General features: G+C 43.4%; 19 protein-coding genes and 1 pseudogene. 17 read left to right on the top strand and 3 right to left on the bottom strand.

Annotated features, from left to right (window positions below; all coding sequences use genetic code 11):
• The first annotated feature begins 2 nt into the window (after window positions 1-2).
• The 8 genes from V7D18_RS19245 (at window position 3) to V7D18_RS19210 (ending at window position 11,830) form a co-directional block, all read left to right on the top strand.
• On the top strand, window positions 3-980 hold the full coding sequence (locus V7D18_RS19245; protein WP_426156581.1) for a biotin--[acetyl-CoA-carboxylase] ligase: 978 nt from the start codon (window positions 3-5) through the stop codon (window positions 978-980).
• Complete coding sequence (gene mutY, locus V7D18_RS19240; protein WP_426156580.1) at window positions 980-2,074, top strand: A/G-specific adenine glycosylase; 1,095 nt, start codon at window positions 980-982, stop codon at window positions 2,072-2,074. The genes V7D18_RS19245 and mutY overlap by 1 nt, the downstream gene beginning before the upstream one ends.
• Window positions 2,075-2,079: 5 nt before the next feature.
• A complete protein-coding gene (locus V7D18_RS19235) occupies window positions 2,080-2,976 on the top strand; it encodes a diacylglycerol/lipid kinase family protein (protein WP_426156578.1) in 897 nt (298 codons plus the stop codon).
• Between the two features lie 111 nt (window positions 2,977-3,087).
• A complete protein-coding gene (gene rpoD, locus V7D18_RS19230; protein WP_426156576.1) occupies window positions 3,088-4,230 on the top strand; it encodes an RNA polymerase sigma factor RpoD in 1,143 nt (380 codons plus the stop codon).
• A 74-nt stretch (window positions 4,231-4,304) separates the two neighbouring features.
• Complete coding sequence (locus V7D18_RS19225; RefSeq protein ID WP_426156574.1) at window positions 4,305-4,940, top strand: epoxyqueuosine reductase QueH; 636 nt, start codon at window positions 4,305-4,307, stop codon at window positions 4,938-4,940.
• A 121-nt stretch (window positions 4,941-5,061) separates the two neighbouring features.
• Window positions 5,062-5,328, top strand: a complete 267-nt coding sequence (locus V7D18_RS19220; RefSeq protein ID WP_314460313.1) for an HPr family phosphocarrier protein — start codon at window positions 5,062-5,064, stop codon at window positions 5,326-5,328.
• Window positions 5,329-5,770: 442 nt separating this feature from the next.
• Window positions 5,771-10,330, top strand: coding sequence for a glutamate synthase large subunit (gene gltB / locus V7D18_RS19215; RefSeq protein WP_426156572.1), 4,560 nt, complete (start codon window positions 5,771-5,773; stop codon window positions 10,328-10,330).
• 12 nt (window positions 10,331-10,342) lie between these two features.
• A complete protein-coding gene (locus V7D18_RS19210) occupies window positions 10,343-11,830 on the top strand; it encodes a glutamate synthase subunit beta (RefSeq protein WP_426156571.1) in 1,488 nt (495 codons plus the stop codon).
• 52 nt (window positions 11,831-11,882) lie between these two features.
• Here the strand turns inward: V7D18_RS19210 and V7D18_RS19205 are convergent, their stop codons facing one another.
• On the bottom strand, window positions 11,883-12,539 hold the full coding sequence (locus V7D18_RS19205; protein ID WP_426156569.1) for a class I SAM-dependent methyltransferase: 657 nt from the start codon (window positions 12,537-12,539) through the stop codon (window positions 11,883-11,885).
• 90 nt (window positions 12,540-12,629) lie between these two features.
• Here V7D18_RS19205 and V7D18_RS19200 point away from each other — a divergent pair, with 90 nt between their 5' ends.
• Both V7D18_RS19200 and V7D18_RS19195 read left to right on the top strand, forming a co-directional pair.
• Window positions 12,630-13,361 (top strand): hypothetical protein, encoded by a 732-nt coding sequence (locus V7D18_RS19200; RefSeq protein ID WP_426156567.1) that lies wholly within the window; start codon window positions 12,630-12,632, stop codon window positions 13,359-13,361.
• Entirely contained in the window at window positions 13,362-14,207 is an 846-nt protein-coding gene (locus V7D18_RS19195) for a 2-oxoacid:ferredoxin oxidoreductase subunit beta (RefSeq protein WP_426156565.1), read from the top strand.
• An 80-nt stretch (window positions 14,208-14,287) separates the two neighbouring features.
• Here the strand turns inward: V7D18_RS19195 and V7D18_RS19190 are convergent.
• Together V7D18_RS19190 and ychF are read right to left on the bottom strand one after the other, a co-directional pair.
• A pseudogene (locus V7D18_RS19190) lies at window positions 14,288-14,923 on the bottom strand (formate/nitrite transporter family protein); the annotation flags it as partial.
• A gap of 169 nt (window positions 14,924-15,092) precedes the next feature.
• The gene (ychF, locus tag V7D18_RS19185) at window positions 15,093-16,190 is read right to left on the bottom strand and encodes a redox-regulated ATPase YchF (RefSeq protein WP_117417900.1); all 1,098 of its coding nucleotides are present in this window, start codon (window positions 16,188-16,190) and stop codon (window positions 15,093-15,095) included.
• 206 nt (window positions 16,191-16,396) lie between these two features.
• Here ychF and lgt point away from each other — a divergent pair, with 206 nt between their 5' ends.
• The 7 genes from lgt (at window position 16,397) to V7D18_RS19150 (ending at window position 23,606) form a co-directional block, all read left to right on the top strand.
• Window positions 16,397-17,275 carry a prolipoprotein diacylglyceryl transferase gene (gene lgt, locus V7D18_RS19180; protein WP_426156563.1) on the top strand — a complete coding sequence of 293 codons (879 nt, stop codon included), beginning with the start codon at window positions 16,397-16,399 and terminating at the stop codon, window positions 17,273-17,275.
• 1 nt (window position 17,276) lies between these two features.
• Window positions 17,277-17,429, top strand: coding sequence for a Spo0E family sporulation regulatory protein-aspartic acid phosphatase (locus V7D18_RS19175; protein WP_170313481.1), 153 nt, complete (start codon window positions 17,277-17,279; stop codon window positions 17,427-17,429).
• Between the two features lie 225 nt (window positions 17,430-17,654).
• Window positions 17,655-19,166 (top strand): hypothetical protein, encoded by a 1,512-nt coding sequence (locus V7D18_RS19170; RefSeq protein ID WP_426156560.1) that lies wholly within the window; start codon window positions 17,655-17,657, stop codon window positions 19,164-19,166.
• Window positions 19,167-19,515: 349 nt separating this feature from the next.
• Window positions 19,516-19,941 (top strand): division/cell wall cluster transcriptional repressor MraZ, encoded by a 426-nt coding sequence (mraZ, locus tag V7D18_RS19165; RefSeq protein ID WP_117417903.1) that lies wholly within the window; start codon window positions 19,516-19,518, stop codon window positions 19,939-19,941.
• The gene (gene rsmH / locus V7D18_RS19160) at window positions 19,938-20,876 is read left to right on the top strand and encodes a 16S rRNA (cytosine(1402)-N(4))-methyltransferase RsmH (RefSeq protein ID WP_426156559.1); all 939 of its coding nucleotides are present in this window, start codon (window positions 19,938-19,940) and stop codon (window positions 20,874-20,876) included. Before mraZ ends, rsmH begins: the two co-directional genes overlap by 4 nt.
• Before the next feature lie 17 nt (window positions 20,877-20,893).
• Window positions 20,894-21,373 carry a cell division protein FtsL gene (locus V7D18_RS19155; RefSeq protein WP_426156557.1) on the top strand — a complete coding sequence of 160 codons (480 nt, stop codon included), beginning with the start codon at window positions 20,894-20,896 and terminating at the stop codon, window positions 21,371-21,373.
• Window positions 21,351-23,606, top strand: a complete 2,256-nt coding sequence (locus tag V7D18_RS19150; RefSeq protein WP_426156555.1) for a peptidoglycan D,D-transpeptidase FtsI family protein — start codon at window positions 21,351-21,353, stop codon at window positions 23,604-23,606. The genes V7D18_RS19155 and V7D18_RS19150 overlap by 23 nt, the downstream gene beginning before the upstream one ends.
• Window positions 23,607-23,645: the final 39 nt, after the last annotated feature.

The raw sequence follows: 23,645 nt of genomic DNA, 5'->3' as shown, positions 1-23,645 counted from the left end.
GCTTGAAAACCGAGATTATAAAGCTATTAAAGGAAAGTGATAAATATATCTCCGGTCAGGAAATATGCCAGCAGTTTCATGTTTCCAGAACTGCTGTCTGGAAAGTGATCCGCCAGCTTCAGGAAGAAGGATATCAAATTGAAGCAGTGAGAAATAAGGGATACCATTTACTCGATTCCTGTGATATAATGACGAAAACAGAGATAGAAAGCTGTATAAAAGGGCGTTTCGGACGAATTGTTGATTTCCATGAATCCATTGATTCCACGAATATAAGAGCCAGGCGTCTGGCAGAGGAAGGCGCCGGCAGTGAAACACTTGTGGCTGCAGATGCCCAGGAGGCGGGAAGAGGCAGAAGGGGCCGCAGCTGGGTTTCTCCTCCGGGGAAGAATATATTTATGAGTCTTATTTTAAGACCGGATATTCTTCCTGCAAAAGCTTCCATGCTGACGCTGGTGGCTGCACTGGCTGTTCGTGAAGGGATCGAGACCGTAACGGGACTGGACCCGGTTATTAAGTGGCCCAACGACATTGTTTCCAGCGGAAAGAAGCTGTGCGGAATCTTAACAGAGATGAGTGCGGAGCTGGAGGGGATCCATTATGTGGTAGTCGGCATCGGAATCAATGCCAATATGGAAGAATTTCCTTTGGAAGTCAGTGATACAGCGACCTCTCTGCTTCTTGAGACAGGAAAAAAGGTAGTGAGAAGCCAGCTGATTGCCGCTGTTTTAGAAGCATTTGAGCATTATTATGAAGAATTTATCAGCCAGGGTGATTTATCCGGGCTGATAAGTGTCTATAATAAGTATATGGTCAATGCAGGAAAGGAAGTAAGAATTCTGGATCCGTCAGGTGAATACAGAGGAAGAGCTTTGGGAATTAATAAAACAGGAGAGCTTCTTGTAGAAATGCCGGATGGTGAGGTCAGACATGTGATCTCAGGAGAAGTGTCTGTCCGGGGAATTTATGGATATGTATAATGAATCATTCCCTATATGATAAATTACAGGTCTTAGAGCCGGCCGGTCAGGTTATGGACCGGGAAGAACGGTTAAGGGCAGCAGGACGTCCTCTGCTTTCCTGGTATCACGAACACAGAAGAATCCTTCCGTGGCGTGAGAGACCGGAGCCTTACCGTGTATGGATATCGGAAATCATGCTTCAGCAGACGAGAGTGGAAGCGGTAAAACCATATTTTGACCGTTTTATGGAAGCTCTTCCTGGAGTTGCAGCCCTGGCTGAAGTGACGGAGGACCGTCTTTTAAAACTCTGGGAAGGATTAGGCTATTACAGCAGGGCAAGAAATTTAAAAAAAGCGGCAGAGCTTCTTGTAGAGAAGTACGGAGGACAACTTCCGTCATCCTATGAGGAGCTTAAAGCACTTCCGGGGATTGGATCCTATACAGCAGGAGCCATTGCCTCCATTGCCTTTCAGATTCCGGTTCCTGCTGTGGATGGCAATGTACTGCGGGTAATATCAAGAATGACAGGGAGTATGGAGGATATTACAAGGCAGTCTGTAAAGAAAGCCATGGAAGAGCTGATAAAAGATGTGATGCCAAAGGAAGATCCAGGCTCTTATAATCAGGCGCTTATTGAGGTGGGAGCGATTGTGTGTGTGCCTAATGGAACTCCTTTGTGCGGCAGCTGTCCCCTTTTCTCCTTATGCATAGCCAGAGAGAAAGAACTTACCGGGGCTATTCCTGTAAAAGCCCCTAAAAAGGCCCGCAGAACAGAATACAGAACAATTCTCATCCTGACAAAGGACGGACGGGTGGCTATCCGTAAAAGAGACAGTACAGGACTTCTTGCCTCTCTTTATGAGCTGCCGGGGCTCGACGGGGCGGTTTCCCAGGAGATGATAAAGAAAACACTTGGGATTAATGAGGCGAAGATTACACCGCTTCCTGAGGCGAAACATATTTTCAGCCATGTGGAATGGCATATGACTGGCTTTCGTGTGGAACTGACTGAAGTACCGGAAGGTGACTATTTGTGGGTTACTCCGGAAGAGATGAATAAAACTTATTCCCTGCCTGGGGCATTTAAGGCGTATACAAAGTTGATTAGGTGATAATAATGAAAAAGATGCTTTTTATATTTAATCCGCGGTCCGGAAAAGCCCAGATCAGAAACAAGCTGGTGGACATTCTGGATATATTTACGAAAGCCGGTTATGAACTGACGGTACATGTAACCCAGAGACAGGGAGATGCCATGGAGGCAGCTTTCCGCTATGGGAAGAATAAGGATCTGGTAGTCTGCAGCGGCGGTGACGGAACTTTAAATGAGACCATCAGCGGTTTGATGAAGCTTAATGAGTATCCGGATCTCGGTTATATTCCAGCAGGTTCCACCAATGATTTTGCCTCAAGCTTAAAGATCTCCAAAGATATGATAAAAGCGGCACAGGCAGCTGTTTCTGGACAGGCTTATCCTATCGATATCGGCGGTTTCTGCGACGACAAATATTTTATTTATATTGCAGCTTTCGGAGCGTTTACGGAGGTCTCCTATCTGACACCCCAGGATAAGAAGAATGTTCTGGGACATCAGGCTTATATGCTTGAGGGAATGAAGAGTCTTGCCTCCATTAAATCCTACTCCATGCGGGTTGAATGTGAAGAGATTATGCTGGAAGGAGAATTCATCTTTGGAATGATTACCAATACCATCAGCGTGGGAGGCTTTAAAGGCCTTGTCACCCAGGATGTGGCTCTTGACGACGGTGAATTTGAAGTCCTTTTAATACGGTCACCAAAAACTGCTCTTGATTTTACCAATATCATTAATTATATGTTTTTAAAAGAAGAACCCAACGAATACGTCCATAAATTTCGGACACGGTCCTTGAAACTCATCTCCGATGAACCAATTGACTGGGTGCTTGACGGAGAATTCGGGGGTGCCAGAAGAGAAGTTTCTATCACAAACTTGGAGAAAAAAATCCGTATTATGAGAAAAAATCCGAAATAGCAACAAAACTGCCTGTTTAGGAAGAAATATGTTGAAATATGGGTTCTGGTAGTATATAATGAAAAGTTGTGTGGGCTTTATGTATACTTCTTAGCGAAAGGACGTTATTAAGTGGAAAAAGATAATTTTTTAGATAAGCTGGGTAAACTTGTCGAACTTGCAAAGACAAAGCATAATGCTTTGGACGTTACAGAGATTAATAACTTCTTTATGGGAGAAGAGCTGACTGCAGAGCAGATGGATCAGATTTATACGTACCTGGAGAATCGCGGCGTTGACGTGATCCCGGTCATGGATGATTCCACTTTAACTGATGATGTGCTTATGGCAGATGACTTGCTCCTTGATGATGATCTTGACGACGGTTTCATTAAAGATGTAGATGAAGAAGATATTGATTTAGACGCCATTGATTTATTGGAAGGCATCGGCACAGAAGACCCTGTCCGCATGTATTTAAAAGAAATCGGCACAGTACCGCTCTTAAATGCAGAGGAAGAACTGCGTCTTGCCAAGAGAAAAGCGGATGGTGACGGTGATGCCAAGGAACGTCTGATTGAGGCCAATCTGCGTCTTGTTGTCAGCATTGCGAAACGTTATACAGGCCGCGGCATGAGTTTCCTGGATCTGGTACAGGAAGGAAATTTAGGTCTGATTAAGGGTGTTGAAAAATTTGATTATACCAAAGGCTATAAATTAAGTACATATGCTACTTGGTGGATTCGTCAGTCTGTAACCCGTGCTTTGGCAGATCAGGCAAGAACGATCCGGGTTCCGGTGCATATGGTAGAGACAATTAATAAGATGTCCAAGATGCAGAGAAAACTGACTCTTGAACTGGGATATGAGCCTTCTGTGGCAGAGCTTGCAGAAGCACTTGACATGTCCGAGGACAAGGTTATGGAGATCATGCAGATTGCCAGAGAGCCTGCATCCTTAGAGACTCCCATTGGTGAGGAAGATGATTCTAACTTAGGCGATTTTGTGGCTGATAATAATGTGGTAACACCGGAAGGCAACGTTGAGTCTGTCATGCTAAGAGAACATATTGACGCGCTTTTAGGTGATTTAAAGGAAAGAGAGCGTCAGGTAATTGTTCTGAGGTTCGGTTTGGAAGACGGACATCCGCGCACATTGGAAGAAGTGGGAAAAGAGTTTAATGTTACCCGCGAACGTATCAGGCAGATTGAGGCTAAGGCACTTAGAAAGCTGAGAAATCCAGTCCGCAGCAAGCGAATCAGAGATTTCTTATAAGACATAGAAAAGGCGCGGCTGATACTGATCTGCGCCTTTTTGTCATTTCTGAAGACGGCAGGGAGGAAGACACCATGAACCCAAGGAATTATCAGAAGGAATTGGACCAGATCATAGAAGGATTAAAGGAGCAGAAAAAAGTTCCGAAACTGCTGATACACAGCTGCTGTGCTCCATGCAGCAGCTATGTATTGGAATATTTGTCCCAATATTTTGAAATTACTGTTTATTTTTACAATCCCAATATATATCCTCCAATGGAATATATAAGACGTGTGGAGGAACAGGGACGTCTCATTGATGAAATGAAATTCGTTCATCCGGTTACCTTACAGACCGGCGCCTATGAACCGGGAGAGTTTTACCGGATTGTAGAGGGTTATGAGAAGGAACCGGAAGGTGGATCAAGGTGTTTCCGCTGCTATGAGCTCCGCCTCCAGGAGGCTGCCAAGATAGCTCAGGCAGGCAGATTTGATTACTTTACAACCACCTTATCCATAAGCCCCCTTAAGAATGCAGATAAGCTGAATGAAATTGGTGAAAAGCTTGGTAAAGAATACCGGGTTTCTTACCTTCCTTCTGATTTTAAAAAGAAAAACGGGTATAAGCGTTCCGTGGAGCTGTCAAAGGAACATGATCTTTACAGACAGGATTACTGCGGCTGCGTATTTTCTCAAAGGGAAAGGCAGTCAAAAGAATCTTCCTGCTGACAGTGCCCTTACTTTGGAAATTATATGAAAGACATACCGGGTTTGTCTTGACACAAATTCGATATTGTAATAGAATTAACAGCGTGGAGTATAAAAATTTGAGGATAAAGGAGTGAACATTATGTTATCAAAATCACTGACTGTTGTAAATCCATCCGGACTTCATTTAAGACCGGCAGGCGTTCTGTCTCAGACAGCTATGAAATTTAAATCTGATATAATTATTGAATACGGAGAGAAGAGGATTGTTGCCAAGAGCGTATTAAACGTAATGGCAGCAGGAATCAAATGTGGCGCTCAGATCAATGTGATCTGCGACGGCGAGGACGAAGAAGCGGCAATGAAGACCATGACTGAAGCGATTGAGAGTGGTCTTGGGGAGATGTAATCCGTATCTTTTTATCGTATATAATTGGAATTGAAAGGCCCTGGAACGATGGTTCCGGGTCTTTTTTTAATATCCGCTGATTTTTAATTTATTTCTTTGTTGTATGGAAATGTTTGAAAAACAGATAGAATGGCAGCAGTATCCATAAATCGACTTAATGAAAAAAATAAGCACTTAATAATAATAAGCCATAACTTAAAAAAATTAGAAATTTATACCACCGGAGGAAAATCTGACTTAAATTGTGTTTAAACAATAAAATATATCAATATTAAATGTAAAAATTCAGACATAAAAATTGAATACATTTAATAATCTAATTATCTGACAATTGCAAAATAAAACACATTTACAAAGTGCGAAAAATGTAGTATTATCAACTAAAATCACTGTTACACTTTAGCACCTCAAAGCAGAGGAGCAGTCAGGAAAGGAAGAGATTATGGATAAGAGTTTACAATCCCCTAATAAAACAGGTACTCCGGGACTTTATGATCCCCGCTTCGAGCATGATAACTGCGGTATCGGTGCAGTAGCAAATATGAAAGGGATAAAGACCCATAAGACAGTGGAGCAGGCTCTCCATATCGTGGAAAATTTAGAGCACAGGGCAGGAAAAGATGCTGACGGCAAGACCGGTGACGGTGTTGGTATTATGCTTCAGATCTCTCACAAATTCTTTAAGAAAGTAACCAGACCGTTAAACATCGGTATTGGAGAAGAAAGAGAATACGGTGTGGGCATGTTTTTCTTACCCCAGGATGAACTTGCCAGAAACCAGGCAAAGAAGATGTTTGAAATCATTGTACAGAAGGAAGGTCTTGAATTTCTGGGCTGGAGAGATGTACCCATTCATCCGGAACTGATTGGAGCAAAAGCAGTAGAGCGTATGCCTTATATCGTTCAGGCTTTTATTAAGAAGCCTGCTGATATTAACAAAGGGCTGGATTTTGACCGGAAACTTTATGTGTCCAGACGTATTTTTGAGCAGAGCAATGATAATACCTATGTAGTATCATTAAGCAGCAGGACAATTGTTTATAAAGGTATGTTCCTTGTAAAGGAATTAAGACAGTTTTTTACAGACCTTCAGGATAAGGATTATGAATCAGCCATTGCAGTGGTTCATTCCCGTTTCAGCACCAACACCAATCCAAGCTGGATGAGAGCCCATCCCAACCGTCTGATCGTACATAACGGCGAGATCAACACCATTCGCGGAAATGTGGATAAAATGATGGCAAGGGAAGAGAACATGGAGTCTGAGTATTTCAGCAGTGATATGCATAAAGTTCTTCCTATTATAAATCAGGAAGGCTCTGACTCTGCCATGCTTGACAATGCGTTGGAATTTATGATGATGAGCGGTATGGATTTACCTCTGGCAGTCATGGTAACCATTCCTGCACCATGGGAGCATGATAAATCCATGCCTCAGGAAATCAGGGATTTCTACCGTTATTACGCTACCATGATGGAACCATGGGACGGTCCGGCCTCCATCGTATTCAGTGACGGAGATCTGGTAGGAGCAGTTTTAGACCGTAACGGACTCAGACCTTCCAGATACTATATCACCGATGATGACCATATGATTCTGGCATCTGAGGTAGGAGCAATTGACATCGAACAGAGTCATGTGGTAAAGAAAGAACGTCTCCGTCCAGGTAAGATGCTTTTAATCGATACGGTAAAGGGATGTCTGATTACCGATGAGGAATTAAAAGAGTCTTATGCCCAGAGAAAGCCTTACGGCGAATGGCTGGATTCCAACTTAATCGAATTAAAGGACCTGCCTATTCCCAATAAAGGCGTACCGACCATGACCAGGGCAGACCGTGCAAGAATGCAGAAAACCTATGGTTATACTTATGAAGAATACAAAACCATGATTCTTCCTATGGCATTAAATGGAGCAGAAGCAGTTTCAGCCATGGGAGCGGACAGTCCGCTGGCTGTATTAAGCAAAAAGCACCAGCCTCTCTTTAACTACTTTAAGCAGCTCTTTGCCCAGGTAACCAACCCGCCGATTGACTCCATTCGTGAGGAGATTGTAACTTCCACTACGGTTTATGTGGGAGAAGAAGGCAATATTTTAAAAGAAGAGGCGGAAAACTGCAAGATCTTAAAGGTAAATAATCCCATTCTGACCTGTACGGATTTACTGAAGATCAAACATATGAAGAGACCGGGCTTTAAGGTAGAAGTAATTCCCATTACCTATTATAAGAATACATCACTGGAAAAAGCCATTGACAGGCTGTTTTTAGAAGCGGACAGAGCTCACCGGGATGGGGCTAACATTATTATTTTATCAGACCGTGATATTGATGAAAATCATGTGCCGATTCCGTCCCTGCTGGCAGTTTCCGCGCTCCAGCAGCATCTGGTAAAAACAAAGAAAAGAACCTCGGTTGCCCTGATTTTAGAAAGCGGCGAGCCAAGGGAAGTACATCATTTTGCCACACTTTTAGGATATGGTGCCTGTGCGATCAATCCATATCTGGCACAGGAATCCATTCATAATTTAATTGATAACGGAATGCTTGATAAAGATTATTATGCAGCAGTGGAGGATTATAATTCTGCAGTATTACATGGTATTGTAAAGATTGCCTCTAAAATGGGTATTTCAACCGTTCAGTCTTATCAGGGAGCCCAGATTTTTGAAGCCATCGGTATTTCAAAGAAAGTGGTTGATACGTATTTCACCGATACCGTAAGCCGGGTAGAGGGCATCAACTTAGAGGATATTGCCAATGATGTGGACACACTCCATTCAGCAGCATTTGATCCCCTTGGTCTTGATGTGGACTTAACCTTAGACAGCGTCGGCAGTCATAAGGAAAGAGCGGGACAGGAAGAGCATCTTTATAATCCCCGCACCATTCATCTGCTGCAGCAGGCAACCAGAACAGGCAGCTATGAAACATTTAAGGAGTACACCCACGCTTTGACTGAGGAAGGCCAGATGGTCAATTTAAGAAGTCTTTTAGACTTTGATTATGGAAAGACCAAGGAAGTTCCTTTAGAAGAAGTGGAAAGCGTGGAATCCATTGTGAAACGTTTTAAGACAGGTGCCATGTCATATGGTTCCATTTCTCAGGAAGCGCACGAAGCTCTGGCCATTGCAATGAACCGGATCCACGGAAAATCTAACAGCGGAGAGGGCGGCGAAAGCCTGGAACGTCTGACAGTAGGACCGGACGGTGTAAACCGCTGCTCTGCCATCAAACAGGTAGCTTCCGGACGTTTTGGTGTGACTTCCAGATACTTAGTCAGTGCAAAAGAGATTCAGATTAAAATGGCCCAGGGTGCAAAGCCAGGAGAAGGCGGACAGCTTCCGGGACAGAAGGTTTATCCTTGGGTAGCCAAAACCAGACACTCAACAACTGGTGTAGGATTAATTTCACCGCCGCCTCATCATGATATCTATTCCATTGAGGATCTGGCCCAGTTAATTTATGATTTGAAGAATTCCAATACCAGTGCCAGAATTTCCGTGAAGCTGGTATCAGAAGCAGGAGTCGGTACTGTAGCTGCAGGTGTTGCCAAGGCAGGTGCCCAGGTTATCTTAATTTCCTCCTTTGACGGAGGAACCGGAGCTGCGCCCAGAAACTCCATCTATAATGCAGGACTTCCCTGGGAGCTTGGTGTGGCGGAAGCGCATCAGACTCTGATTATGAACGGACTTCGTGATAAGGTAATACTGGAAACAGACGGAAAGCTGATGACCGGACGGGATGTGGCCATTGCCTGTATGCTGGGTGCCGAGGAATTCGGCTTTGCAACGGCACCACTTGTAACATTAGGCTGTGTTATGATGAGAGTCTGCAACTTGGATACCTGCCCGGTCGGCGTTGCCACCCAGAACCCTGAACTTCGCAAGCGCTTCAAGGGAAAACCGGAGTATGTTGTCAACTTCATGTATTTTATCGCAAAAGAGCTTCGGGAATACATGGCAAAGCTGGGAATCCGTACGGTTGATGAGCTGGTTGGAAGAACGGATCTTTTAAAGAAAAAGGATCAGATCTCCAATGAACGAGCAAAGAAAGTGGATTTCTCTGCAATTTTAGGAAACCCATATGAAGGTGATAAATTAGCAGGCTACGATAAAAAACTGGTTTATGATTTTGAACTGGATAAAACCATTGACGAGAAAATTATCTTAAAGAAATTGCGGCAGGCTCTTACGGCAGGTCAGAAGAAGGGACTTCAGATCGATGTTTCCAATACAGACCGTGCTCTGGGAACCATATTCGGATCGGAAATAACAAGACTGTATCCGGAAGGACTTTCTGAGGATACCTTTACCATTAACTGTACAGGAAGCGGCGGTCAGAGCTTCGGCGCATTTATTCCAAAGGGCCTGACACTGGAGCTTGTAGGAGACAGCAACGATTACTTTGGAAAGGGACTTTCCGGCGGCAAGCTGGTGGTTTATCCTCCTCAGGGTGTTAAATTTAAGGCGGAAGAGAACATTGTAATCGGTAATGTGGCTCTGTACGGTGCCACCAGCGGAAAAGCCTTTATCTGCGGTGTTGCAGGAGAACGTTTCTGCGTTCGAAACTCCGGCGCAACCGCAGTGGTGGAAGGTGTAGGCGATCACGGCTGTGAATATATGACAGGCGGACGCGTGGTGGTATTAGGATCTACCGGTAAGAATTTTGCGGCTGGTATGAGCGGCGGAATTGCTTATGTATTAGATGAGAAGAGAGACTTGTACAAACGCCTGAATAAGGAAATGGTTTCTTTTGAAGAGATTACCAATAAATACGATGTTCTGGAATTAAAGGATATGATTAAGGAACATGTGGCTTATACCAACTCCGCAAAGGGCAAGGAAATCCTCGACAACTTTGGAGAATATCTGCCTAAATTCAAGAAAATCATGCCTCATGACTACAGGCGCATGATGAATACCATTGTTCAGATGGAAGAAAAGGGTTTAAGCAGCGAACAGGCACAGATTGAAGCATTTTATGCCAATACAAAGAAGTAAGGAGGAGCGAACATGGGTAAGCCAACAGGATTTTTAGAATATAACAGAGAAACAGGAAGAACGGTAGATCCCAGGACCCGTTTGAAAAATTATAACGAGTTCCATCTGCCCCTTTCTGAAAAAGAACAAAAATGCCAGGGTGCGCGGTGTATGGACTGCGGTGTACCGTTTTGCCAGTCAGGAGTTATGTTAAATGGAATGGTTTCCGGCTGTCCCTTAAACAATTTAATACCGGAATGGAATGATCTTGTCTATTCCGGTACATGGCAGCAGGCATATAACCGTTTAAAAAAGACCAACAGCTTTCCGGAATTTACCGCACGGGTATGCCCGGCTCCTTGTGAGGCAGCGTGTACCTGCGGGTTAAACGGTGATCCGGTAGCCATTAAGGAAAATGAACATGCCATTATTGAACGTGCTTATGCTTCCGGAATTGCCGGTCCAAGGCCTCCCAAAATCCGTACAGGAAAAAAGGTTGCGGTAATCGGATCCGGTCCTGCCGGTCTGGCAGCTGCAGACCAGTTAAATAAAAGGGGACACAGCGTAACTGTCCTGGAAAGAGAAGACCGTGCAGGCGGACTTCTGATGTATGGAATCCCCAACATGAAACTGGAAAAGCATGTGATTGACCGGAAGGTTGAGATTATGAAGGCAGAGGGAATTGAATTTATTACCGGCGCCGATGTAGGTAAGAATCACAAAGCGAAAGACCTCTTAAAAGAATATGACCGCATTATCCTTGCATGCGGAGCATCCAATCCCAGAGATTTAAATGTTCCGGGAAGAGATGCACAGGGAATATACTTCGCTGTTGATTTCTTAAAATCCACAACAAAAAGCCTGTTAAATTCCGATCTGCAGGATAATCAGTATATATCGGCAAAGGGAAAACATGTGATTGTAATCGGCGGCGGAGATACGGGCAATGACTGTGTTGGAACATCACTGCGCCATGGCTGTGCCTCTGTTACCCAGCTTGAGATGATGCCCAAGCTTCCTGAAACAAGGACCGAGGATAACTCCTGGCCGGAATGGCCAAAAGTGCTGAAAACTGATTACGGTCAGGAAGAGGCAATCTCTGTATTTGGCAAAGACCCAAGAGTTTATCAGACGACTGTGAAGGAATTTATAAAAGATAAATCCGGCAAGCTGGTGAAAGCTGTTTTAATGAGCCTTGAGCCGAAAAAGGATGAGAAAACCGGACGGGTAAGCATGGAGCCGGTGGCAGGCAGCGAGAAGGAAGTTCCTGCTGATCTGGTTCTCATTGCTGCTGGTTTCTTAGGAGCCCAGAATTACGTAGCGGATGCATTTGGCGTGAAGTTAAATGGTAGAAACAACGTTGAGACAGAAGAGGGCAGATATAAAACCAACGTGGATAAGGTTTTTGTGGCAGGAGATATGCACAGAGGCCAGTCCCTTGTGGTATGGGCAATCAGAGAGGGCCGTGAAGTAGCGAAGGAAGTAGATATCAGCCTTATGGGCTATACAAATCTGGTATAATGAGAAGGAAGAGAGACGGCGTTTGTCTCTCTTCCTTTAATATAGTCTCCGGCTATTTTTTATGCCCGTTTATATAATAATATTTACAATCTTTTTTTTCATGATTTATGTAGCAATAATCGATATGGTGTATTTTTTCTATGTCAAAATTATGGAATATACTTAAAATATCTTCAAGATCAGCATAAAAATGTGGAACGTTATTTTCTGGACCCTCTTCCTTATTTAACACTGTATTTTTATCTATTTTAGGAAATCCAGACTTACTAAAATCCCATGATTCTTTGGAACACATTGATGTGTAAATTTCTCCGCCTTTCTTTAGAATGCGTTCTGTTTCACTTATAATTTTATAGATCCCTTCTGTGTCTGCATGAGAAATAGAGTGATAAGCAAATACACAATCAAAATAATTGTCCTTATATGGTAATGCAACCATATCTCCAACTTTAGCTTCAATATCTAAATTTTCTTTTTTTGACCATTCCTTTAAATAATTTATTCCATATTCTGATATGTCTATAGCTGATACATCAAATCCTTGTTGTGCAAAAAATATAGAATGCCTCCCTAAACCAGAACCCAGATCCAAAATTTTTTTAAACCCTGACTCTGACCATTTATGAGCGAGATAATAAACATGATCAGTTGGTTTTGTCCATGGTGACTGGTCAGCTTTTTCCCATTCCCATCCTTTTGATTCTACCATTTAAAGTCCTCCTATAAAATCAGATATAAATTTGGCATAATTATGTCTTACAAATAATATTCTGTCCATATTGTAACATAAATTTATAATATGGACAGAATCATAGCCTTAAGAAATCAGGAGGATGCTTTTTATCAGACGTTCCGGGCGCTAAACCTGGCGGAAAAATACCAGATTCCGGTCATTCTGCTCAGTGATCAGTATCTTGGGGATGGAACGGCCTGTGTAAAACCCTTTGATATATCAGGACTTAAACTGACCAGCCATGCAGAAGAAGCAAAAGGGAAGTATCTTCGTTACAAGATAACGGAAGACGGCATCTCTCCCAGACTTATCCCTGGACTGACCAGCCATCTGGTGGCAGCTGACAGTGATGAGCATGATGAAAGAGGGTGGATCACGGAATCCGCTGAAGTCAGGAATCAAATGGTAGAGAAGAGGATGAGAAAATTAAAGGGCCTTATTAAAGAACTGTCGGAGCCGGAGTTTATGGGAGAAGAACAGTGCGACACCCTACTCCTTGGCTGGGGCTCTGTCTGGGGGCCCATCAGGGAAGCGGTATCCCTGCTGAATAAAAATGGGGATGGAAGCTATGGAGCGCTGGTGTTCGGAGACATTTATCCCCTCCCCCAGGAAAAGCTGAAACTCTATGCAAAGGGCAGGACTGTCATCAACGTGGAACAAAATGCCACAGGCCAGCTGGCCTCTCTTATAAGGGAGCAGACAGGCATAGAATGCCAGAGAAGTATTTTGAAATACGACGGCAGACAGATATCCGGTGAAGAAATTGCAAAAAAGGTGTTGGAAGGAGGTGCCAGATAGATGGATAAATTCACAACTTATGAAACAGCATGGTGTCCGGGATGCGGAAATTTTTCCATATTAAACAGCTTAAAAACAGCGTTGGAGGAGCTTGGCATAGAGCCAAATGAAGTACTGATGGTAGGAGGAATCGGTCAGGCGGCAAAAACGCCTCAGTATTTAAATGTCAACAGCTTCTGCGGACTTCATGGAAGGGCACTTCCGGCTGCAGTTGCCGCTAAAACAGCAAATGAAAAGCTGACTGTTATCGTCAATTCCGGAGACGGGGATTCTTACGGTGAGGGCGGAAATCACTTTATTCATAACATACGAAGAAATGTCAATATCGCACATTTTGTTCATGATAATCAGATATACGGTCTGACCAAAGGGCAGGCATCACCCACCAGCGGGGAAGGTTTTGTTACAGGAGTTCAGACCGACGGCAACTTAAATACGCCCTTAAATCCGGTGCTTCTTGCGATTGCTTCGGGAGCGGGATTTGTTGCCAGAGGCTTCAGCGGTGATTCAAAACAGCTGGTAAACATCATGAAGGAGGCGATCCGATATCCGGGATATGCGTTTGTGGATATTCTACAACCCTGCATCACCTTCAACAAAATCAATACCTTTGCCTATTATAAAAATATGGTGATGCCTCTTGGAGAAGATTATGATCCGGCGGACCGAATGGAAGCCATTAAAATGTCGATGGAAGTGGAAGAAAAAATCCCTACCGGCATCCTGTATCGGGAAGATAAAACAGAGTTTCACCGAAAAAACAGGATTTTAAAAGATGGGCGGCCGCTGATAGAACAAAAAACAGAGGATAGAGTGCTTAGAAGCCTCATTGACAGCTTTATATAATGTGAGACTGTAAAAATCAGGGCAGGAATCCACACCAAAGGATTTCTGCCCTGATTTATGCGAAAAGGAAGGTGCCGCTGTCAGGAATGGACAGGCAATGCCTCTTCTTTTAAATACTTCTTTGCCATGGGAATGAGACAGCCTCCTGTTAAGTTCCCGGCAGAAATCACCAGGATATATAAGAATGCCTTTGCACTCCAGGCACCTGCCATGGTGAAATAAAACATATCCGCGATGCTGTGCTCATATCCGGAAAGAATGAATACCATGACAGGAAGAACCAGGGCAAAGTATTTACCGATTCCATCCCGAATGGTCTGAAAGCCTGTCACTGCAATACACATCATAACGCCGCACATCATGGCCATGACAAAGGTGCTGAACAGTGTGTCCGAAAGCTTCAGACTGACAATTTCAGAGGCGTGGGCCGTTAATTTGGCGAGTTTTGTGTGCCTGAATATTGTCCCGGTCCCTATGGTTCCTGCAAAATTACCTATGTACACCAGGAAAACAGTCAGAAGATAAGACGGATTTTCCTCTAAAATATAGCATACCTTCCCGGTAAACAGGTGGAAACCAAACGTATATATGGTAAATAACCCGATAGTAAATAAGAAAGAACCTGCTATGTGATTCTCCAGGGTTAAATAGATAACGCCTCCCATGCTGATCGCGATCCCTGCAATGACTGCTTTTATAAATGTTTTCATCTGTGTGGCAACTCCCTTTTTATTCTGTTATGTTTTTACTGTACATCTGTCTTTTCAGAGCCATGTCATATTATAACATAACAAAAGGAGTTTACAAGAACAATTAACTTTTTGACAAAATTTATCAGAATCTGCATAAAAATACCGCCGGCAATTACCGGCGGATGCAGCATTATTATACATTAAAACGGAATAAAATTACATCTCCGTCTTTTACCACATATTCTTTTCCTTCTAACCGTACCAGACCTTTTTCCTTGGCAGCATTGTAAGTTTTGCAGTCCAGCAGATCCTGATAATTGACAACTTCTGCACGGATAAAGCCGCGTTCGAAATCAGAGTGGATTTTCCCTGCAGCTCCAGGTGCCTTTGTACCTTCTTTTATGGTCCATGCTCTGGTTTCAGTCGGACCGGCGGTTAAGTAACTGATAAGACCCAGCAAGTGGTAGCTGGCAGCAATCAGCTTTTCCAGACCGGATTCCGTAAGTCCTAAATCTTCCAGGAACATCTTTTTTTCGTCTTCTTCCAATTCTGCAATTTCCTGTTCAATCTGAGCGCAGATAACAAAAACCTCACTGTTGTTATCCTTTGCAAAAGAGCGGACCTTTTCTACATAAGCGTTGGAAGCTCCATCATCGGCAAGGTCGTCCTCACAGACGTTAGCAGCAAAAATAACAGGCTTATAAGTAAGAAGATTAAGGGTGGATATAAACTCGGCCTCATCCTCGTCATCCGTTTCCATGCTTCTGGCAAGATTACCGTCTTCCAGGTGTGCTTTGATTTTCTTTAAGACGGCTAATTCTTTTGCAAGAGATTTATCATTCATGGCGCCTTTGGCTGTTTTGGCAATTCTGCGGTCCAGGATATCAAGATCGGAAAAAATAAGCTCTAAATCAATGGTTTCGATATCCCGGAGCGGATCTACGCTTCCATCCACGTGAATGACATTGGGGTCCTCAAAGCAGCGGACCACATGGACAATGGCATCAACTTCACGGATGTTGGAAAGAAACTGGTTACCCAGACCTTCTCCTTTGGAAGCACCTTTTACAAGACCTGCGATGTCAACGAATTCAATGACTGCAGGTGTGATTTTAGCGGAATCATACAATGCGGCCAGCTGTCCTAACCGTACATCCGGAACAGGAACAACTCCTACGTTTGGATCAATGGTACAGAAAGGATAGTTGGCAGACTCTGCTCCAGCCTTTGTGAGTGAATTAAACAGAGTACTTTTCCCTACGTTCGGCAAGCCGACAATACCTAATTTCATATCAAATACCTTCCTAATATTGTTTATATTCATGGTTGATTTTTATCTGCAACTAATATAGAATATCATATTATCCATAAAAATAAAAGAGAAAAACAAAAAGATCAAAGCTCTTGTCGAAATATAGTTGAATATGTCGGGCGAATATGTTTGATTTTTGTGTTTTAGCGGGGTAAAATAAAGAAAACATCGAAAGGAGAAGACGAATGGCAAATACGGCAGATATTAGTTTTGTGCATTTGGGAATTACCATTGACCATCTGCAAAACAGTATCTCGATATTTGGATTCCGCATTGCATTTTACGGTATTATCATTGGGATTGGAATCTTGACAGGTCTTTGGGTTGCGGCACGCGATGCAAAGCGCAGAGGGCAGGACCCGGATATATATCTGGATTTTGCACTGTATGCAATCATTATATCTATTATGGGGGCCCGGATTTATTATGTGATTTTTGACTGGGCTAATTATAAAGACGATCTGATTCAGATATTTAATCTCAGGGCAGGAGGGCTGGCAATCTACGGTGGCGTCATAGGAGCTGTCATCACCCTCGCGGTTTACACCAGAGTGAAGAAACTTTCCTTCTTTTCTTTGGCGGACACTGGTTGCTTAGGACTGATTACCGGGCAAATTATAGGAAGATGGGGAAACTTCTTTAATTGCGAGGCATTCGGCGGATATACAGACGGCCTGTTTGCTATGAGAATCAGAAGGGCGCTTGTTAATGAGAATATGATATCTAAGGAGCTGTTAAACCATTTGATTATAAAAGATGGTGTGGAGTTTATTCAGGTTCACCCCACATTCCTTTATGAATCAGTCTGGAATTTATGTGTTCTGATTTTTATGTTATGGTATCGGAAACGTAAAAAATTCGATGGGGAGATGCTTCTGATCTACCTGCTGGGCTATGGATTGGGACGAGTATGGATAGAAGGACTCCGTACGGATCAGCTGATCTTTTTTAGTACTGGCATACCGGTGTCTCAGGCGCTGTCATTGATTTTGGTAGTGATATCTACTCTTGTGCTCTTCTGCAAACACAGACAGATACGAATAAAGAGCAAAGGAGAATCATGATATGATAATGTCAAAAGAAGAGTTAATACAGAATATCGAAGTTGCAAGGGAAAGATTAAATACAAGCATTGATCACGAAGATGGAGAAGTGATTTATCTTAGAAGCGTGGAGTTGGATAAATTAATTGAACAATATATTGAAGCAGGTTATTAACAGGTTAAATGAAAGTAAATGGTTTAAATCGAGTGTTTTTGGAGAACAGAATGTGTAGAGATACATATCCTGTTCTTTTTTGGCTTCCGGTTGGTCCGTTTATTGAAGTTACTGATTTTTCAGAGAAGAAGAGAAAGTATTCAAACTTATTGTCCTGTCATAAAATAAATATAGACGTTTGTGATTTTAATTAACGTCTACTATTTCAGGATTGGAGTATTTACTATGAGTAATAGTGCGCTTCAGATAGAATTATTTTCTTCTACACAAGTAAATGCCGGTTCGAATGTACTTTTTGATAACATTGCCTATTCTTCTGGAAGTGTAACCTATAATCCAACTACAGGTATCATAACTTTTTTGGAAGCAGGAAGATTTGTAGTTGATTGGTGGTTGTCGACACAGTTTCAACAATCCGTAGGTGGGACAGCATTAGCACTGGTTTCCTCTCAGGGAGATTTTATTGAGGGTAATCCACAGTTTAATACAAGTAAGGTAATAGGAGTAGGAATCATTAATGTAATTGAAGCTCCAGTTACTTTATCACTTGTAAATGTCAGTTTGACACCCATTTATATACCTCAGATAGCACCACTGAAAGGAATATTAGTTATTGTTGAAGATGATATCATAGATCCAACCGGCCCAACCGGAGACACGGGCCCAACCGGAGACACGGGCCCGACCGGAGACACCGGCCCAACTGGAGACACCGGCCCAACTGGAGACACCGGCCCGACCGGAGACACCGGCCCAACCGGAGACACCGGTCCAACTGGGGATATTGGTCCAATTGGAGATACCGGCCCGACCGGAGATACCGGTCCAACCGGACCAGGAGTCTTTTTATGGGGAGCTGAACCGACTGTTATCTGGGCGGATTCAAGTGCTCCGGGGCCTGGAACCGGAACACCTTCCGATCCATTTCCTTCACTGCAAAGTGCCATTACTGCTGCAACGACAAGTGCCTTTGCTAACACCTACGGAATGAGAGCCCGTTGTATCGTTCTAATTGCAGCAAACTCTGCGTTTGATGAAGATCTTGTAATACCACCCGCAAGACATGTACAGCTTCTTGGACTGGGACCATGGGTGCTGGGTGACGCGTCATTAGCAAATTTTGCATCGTCTGTTCCAAGGAATATCACCGTGCAGACCAATTCGGCGGTAGAAGATATGTATACGTCTCAAGGTCCTGCTTTTGTTGCACGTCCAGTAACAGTAATCGGTACCTATGACAACGGAACATCTGTTAGTACACACACTAATTATACAGATGGCGCGATTATAAGCGGAAGTATTATTTTTGAAAATACTAATCCAATAGATCCATTTACTACTATAGAATTTCAGCTTTTAAATACTAATGTTGCAGGAAGCATTATACAATCGCTGACAGATCCACATCAGGGCCAGCTAAACTCATATTTTTATAACAGCCGTATCAATATCATTAATCATAATGGTTTGAGAATTCAGCGTATGGTCGATTGCAGAACGGATGGTACGATTACAGCTGCCGTATATTCAGAAATTACAAATTCGGCTATCAACGGAAATGTAACTGTTACCTTGGCAGCTTCTGACGTTCCTCCAACTGGTATTTTCAGCAGTCAGTTCAGTACGATCACATGGACGGGGCCGCTTAATTTAGATACAGCTTCTAACTTCTATTTTGTAAACAGTGGTTCAACATTGATTGGGCCTAAAACGATCCTGTTTAGTCTTGCATTATGATTGTGGGGAGAAATCTCCACCGTCAGATATAAAAAAAGTTACGGAAAAATGTAGTAAAAATCAGCATAAAAACGATTTGTAATTAAAAATGGTAATTACCACAACCCTGTATGAAAGCAGTGGTTCTGGTAATTACCATTTTTGTCTGTTAATGGAAAATATTGGAAAAATACCGTCAACCCCAGTAAATAAGCCAAATTAAATTGAAAATTATTCGAAATTATCCTTGCGTTTTTGAATCAAATGTACTAGAATTAGAGTACAAGTGGTGGAAAGTGGTACGAAGTGGTAGGAAATGGGGGAAAAGTGGTTTGATTTTCCCAAACCGAAGTACAAGCAGGTGATTAGTATGTTCATGGGCGAATACAATCATACAGTCGATGCGAAGGGACGTCTCATTGTCCCATCCAAATTCAGAGAGCAGCTAGGAGAAGAATTCGTCGTGACGAAGGGCTTGGACGGCTGTTTATTTGTGTATGATAATCATGAGTGGAGCGCCCTGGAAGAAAAGTTAAAAAGCCTCCCGTTAACCAACACCAACGCCAGAAAGTTTTCCAGATTTTTTCTGGCAGGAGCAAGTTCCTGTGAAGTGGACAAGCAGGGAAGAATTCTGCTTCCGGCGGTATTAAGAGAACACGCCGGAATCGATAAGGACGCAGTATTAGTAGGAGTTGGAAGCAGGATTGAGATCTGGAGCAAGGATGCATGGACAGCAGCCAATACCTATGATGATATGGAAGAAATCGCAGAAGCTATGGAAGGACTAGGTATATGATGTTTGAACACAAATCGGTGCTGCTTTATGAAACCATTGACAGCCTGAATATGAAACCGGATGGGATTTATGTTGATGGAACCTTAGGAGGCGGCGGACATGCTTTGGAAGTATGCAGACGCCTGGGGGAACACGGAAGATTAATCGGAATTGACCAGGACTCGGATGCCATTGCTGCAGCAACAGAGCGGCTGAAAGAATATAAAGACAAGGTGACCGTTGTCAGGAGCAATTACGAAAATATACATGGAGTTTTAGCGGAACTGGGAATCGAAAAGGTGGATGGAATTTATCTGGATCTGGGAGTTTCCTCCTATCAGCTGGATGTGCCGGAGAGAGGGTTTACCTATCGGGAAGAGGATGCTCCTTTAGATATGAGAATGGACCAGAGAAACCCGCAGACTGCCGCCGATATTATCAATCAATACAGCGAATTTGATTTATACCGGATTATACGGGATTACGGAGAGGACAAGTTTGCAAAGAATATTGCAAAACACATTGTAAGGGCCAGGGAGACAAAGCCCATCGAAACTGCGGGAGAGCTGTCGGAAATCATCAAAGGGGCAATTCCTGCAAAGATAAGGGCTGTTGGGGGCCACCCGTCAAAGCGGACCTTTCAGGCAATCAGAATCGAACTGAATCACGAACTGGACGTATTAAAGAACTCTCTTGATACTATGATCGGACTTTTAAATCCTGGGGGAAGGCTTTCCATCATCACCTTCCACTCTCTGGAAGACCGCATAGTAAAGACAAGGTTTAAGGACAATGAAGATCCCTGTATCTGCCCGCCTAACTTTCCAGTCTGTGTCTGCGGGAGAAAAAGCATGGGAAAGGTTATAACAAGAAAGCCGATTTTACCGTCAGAAGAAGAAATATCAGAAAACAAACGCTCAAAGAGTTCAAAGCTTCGCGTGTTTGAACGAATCTAAAAAGGGAGGAAAAAAGAGTGGCTGCAAGAAAAAATGTGCATTCCTATGGGAACTCTGCCTATGTGCAGGGGAATACTGTCCGTAAAACCATGCCGGTAAACAGACCGGTTTCTACGCCGGATGAAATTCGCCGTCCTGTGCCTCACCACGTCAGACGGAACCGCGAGAAAGCATTACAGATGGATTTGCCTTATGTAATTATGCTGACGATTGCTGCAGTCATTACCCTTTGTTTGTGTGTGAACTATTTGCATTTGCAGTCCTCAATTACTGCCAGCATTCATGAAATCGAAACCCGGGAAGCACAGCTGGAAAAACTGAAAACAGAAAACGATGCATTGGAAATGAACATTAACACTTCCGTTGATCTTGATCATGTGTATAAAGTTGCCACTGAGGAACTGGGTATGGTCTATGCGAATAAAGATCAGATCCTTCACTATGATAAAACGGAAAGTGAGTATGTAAGGCAGAATGAGGACATTCCGAAACAATAATAAAAACAGGAGCAAAAGAAGTAAAGTATTTCCTCGTTATATGCAGGAAAAGCTGGCGATTACGGTTTTGGTAATTACGCTGGCTTTGTTTGCATTGGTTATGGTCCTTTATAACCTGATGACGAAGAAAAAAGAAGATTATAACCAGATTGTGCTGTCCCAGCAGGAGTATGACAGCAGAGTAATCCCCTTTAAGAGAGGGGATGTGCTGGATCGAAACGGCACCTATCTGGCAACCAGTGAAAAGGTGTATAATTTAATCCTTGATCCCAGACAGATCATGACGGATCCGGATTCATACTTAGAACCCACAGTCAATGCATTAACGGAGTGCTTTGGATATGACCGGACTGAAATTATGAATCTCATTCAGGAGAAAAAAGACAAGCAGTATGTCCGCTATGCAAAACAGCTGACTTATGATGACAAGGATAAATACGAAAAATATAAAACAGAAAAAGCGGAAGAATTAAAGAAAGCCCAGAAAGCCATAAAAGGGATCTGGTTTGAAGATGAATACAAGAGAGTATACCCATACAATTCTCTGGCAAGCAAGGTTGTTGGATTTGCCAATGGAGACGGCATGGATGGAACCGGAGGCATTGAACAGTATTATAATACGACCCTGATGGGCGTCAACGGCAGGGAATACGGTTATTTAAATGATGATTCCAATTTGGAACGGGTAATAAAACCGGCCTCTAACGGCAATACCGTTGTATCCACTGTTGATGTCAATGTACAGAAGATTGTGGAGAAGTACATTGCAGAATGGGAACAGCAGACAGGAAGCAAACGGGTGGGCGTGGTTGTGATGGATCCCAATAACGGAGAAGTTCTTGCCATGTCTGACGACAAGAGTTTTGACTTAAATAATCCCCGTGACTTACGTCCTGAGTTTACGGCAGATGTTCTCAGGCAGCTGGGCGTAAAGGAAGCGATGGATGATTATAAAAGGAAGAATAAGGATGCACAGCCGCTCACTCCGGAGACGGTATCCCAGCATTATTCTGACGAAGAAATCGTATCCCTGGGCACACAGGTGGCATGGAACCAGACCTGGCGGAATTTCTGCATCAGTGATGGCTATGAGCCGGGGTCCACGGAAAAGATATTCACAGTTTCCGCAGCGTTAGAAGAAGGCGCCATAACCGGAAAAGAAACGTATGAATGCAATAAGTTTCTTGAAGTAGGCGGACATAAAATCAACTGTGTCAGCAGATACGGACACGGACTCATTACTGTGGAAGAAGGTCTGATGAAGTCCTGCAACGTGGTTATGATGCGGATTGCCCAGCAGATGGGAAAAGAAAAATTCTATAAATACCAGCAGATATTTGGATTTGGATCCAAGACGGGGATTGATCTGCCGGGAGAAGCGGATAATAAAACAGTTATGTATACTGCCGATACAGCCGGTCCCACAGACCTTGCAACCAATTCCTTCGGACAGAACTTTAACTGTACCATGATTCAGATGGCTGCAGCTTACTGCTCAGTCATAAACGGCGGCTCTTACTATGAGCCCCATGTAGTAAAGCAGATTTTAAATGAACAGGGCTCAGTCATGAAAAAAGTAGATCCTGTACTGGTGCGGGAGACTGTTTCTGAGTCCACAACCAAGTTCATCAATGAAGCTTTGTTTAAGACAGTCAATGCAGAAGGGGGAACAGGCGGTGCTGCCAGAATTGCCGGATATAAGGTTGCCGGTAAAACAGGAACTGCAGAGAAAATTCCCCGTGATAAAACAAACTACGTCGTATCTTTCTGCGGATACGCTCCTTCGGATAATCCCCAGGTGCTGGTTTATGTGGTTGTTGATGAACCTCATGTAGAGGATCAGCCTCACAGTACCTATGCCAGCCAGATTTTCCAGAAGATTATGACTGAGATTCTTCCTTATTTAAATATATTCCCGGATACAGAAGAGGGAGGAACACTTTCGTCTGAAGATGCTGCCACACTTCCACAGCAGGAAGGCATTACAAATGAAACACAGGCATCTTCTGAAAGCGGAGAGGCTGAGGCGGAGACAACTGCGGGGCAGCCTTCAAAAGAAGTGCCTACCATGGAAAACGGGGAGACAGTACCGGAAGAATATTTAAATCCGGATGAAGAATACGTAAACCGGGAAGGCGGCGGGGATACGGATTTACCGGCAGCTCTTCCAGGCGATGCAGGAGATGGTTCTGCAGATACCCAGGCGGCCCAGGATACCCAGCCTTCAGAATGAATTTCAACCCAAAGGGACTCATAAAAAAAGCCGGATTTC

Source organism: Lacrimispora sp. 38-1 (genome assembly GCF_049890855.1).
Taxonomy (GTDB): Bacteria; Bacillota; Clostridia; order Lachnospirales; family Lachnospiraceae; genus Lacrimispora.
The sequence above is the reverse complement of the archived record's forward strand: the minus strand, read 5'-3'. Positions and strand labels throughout refer to the sequence as shown.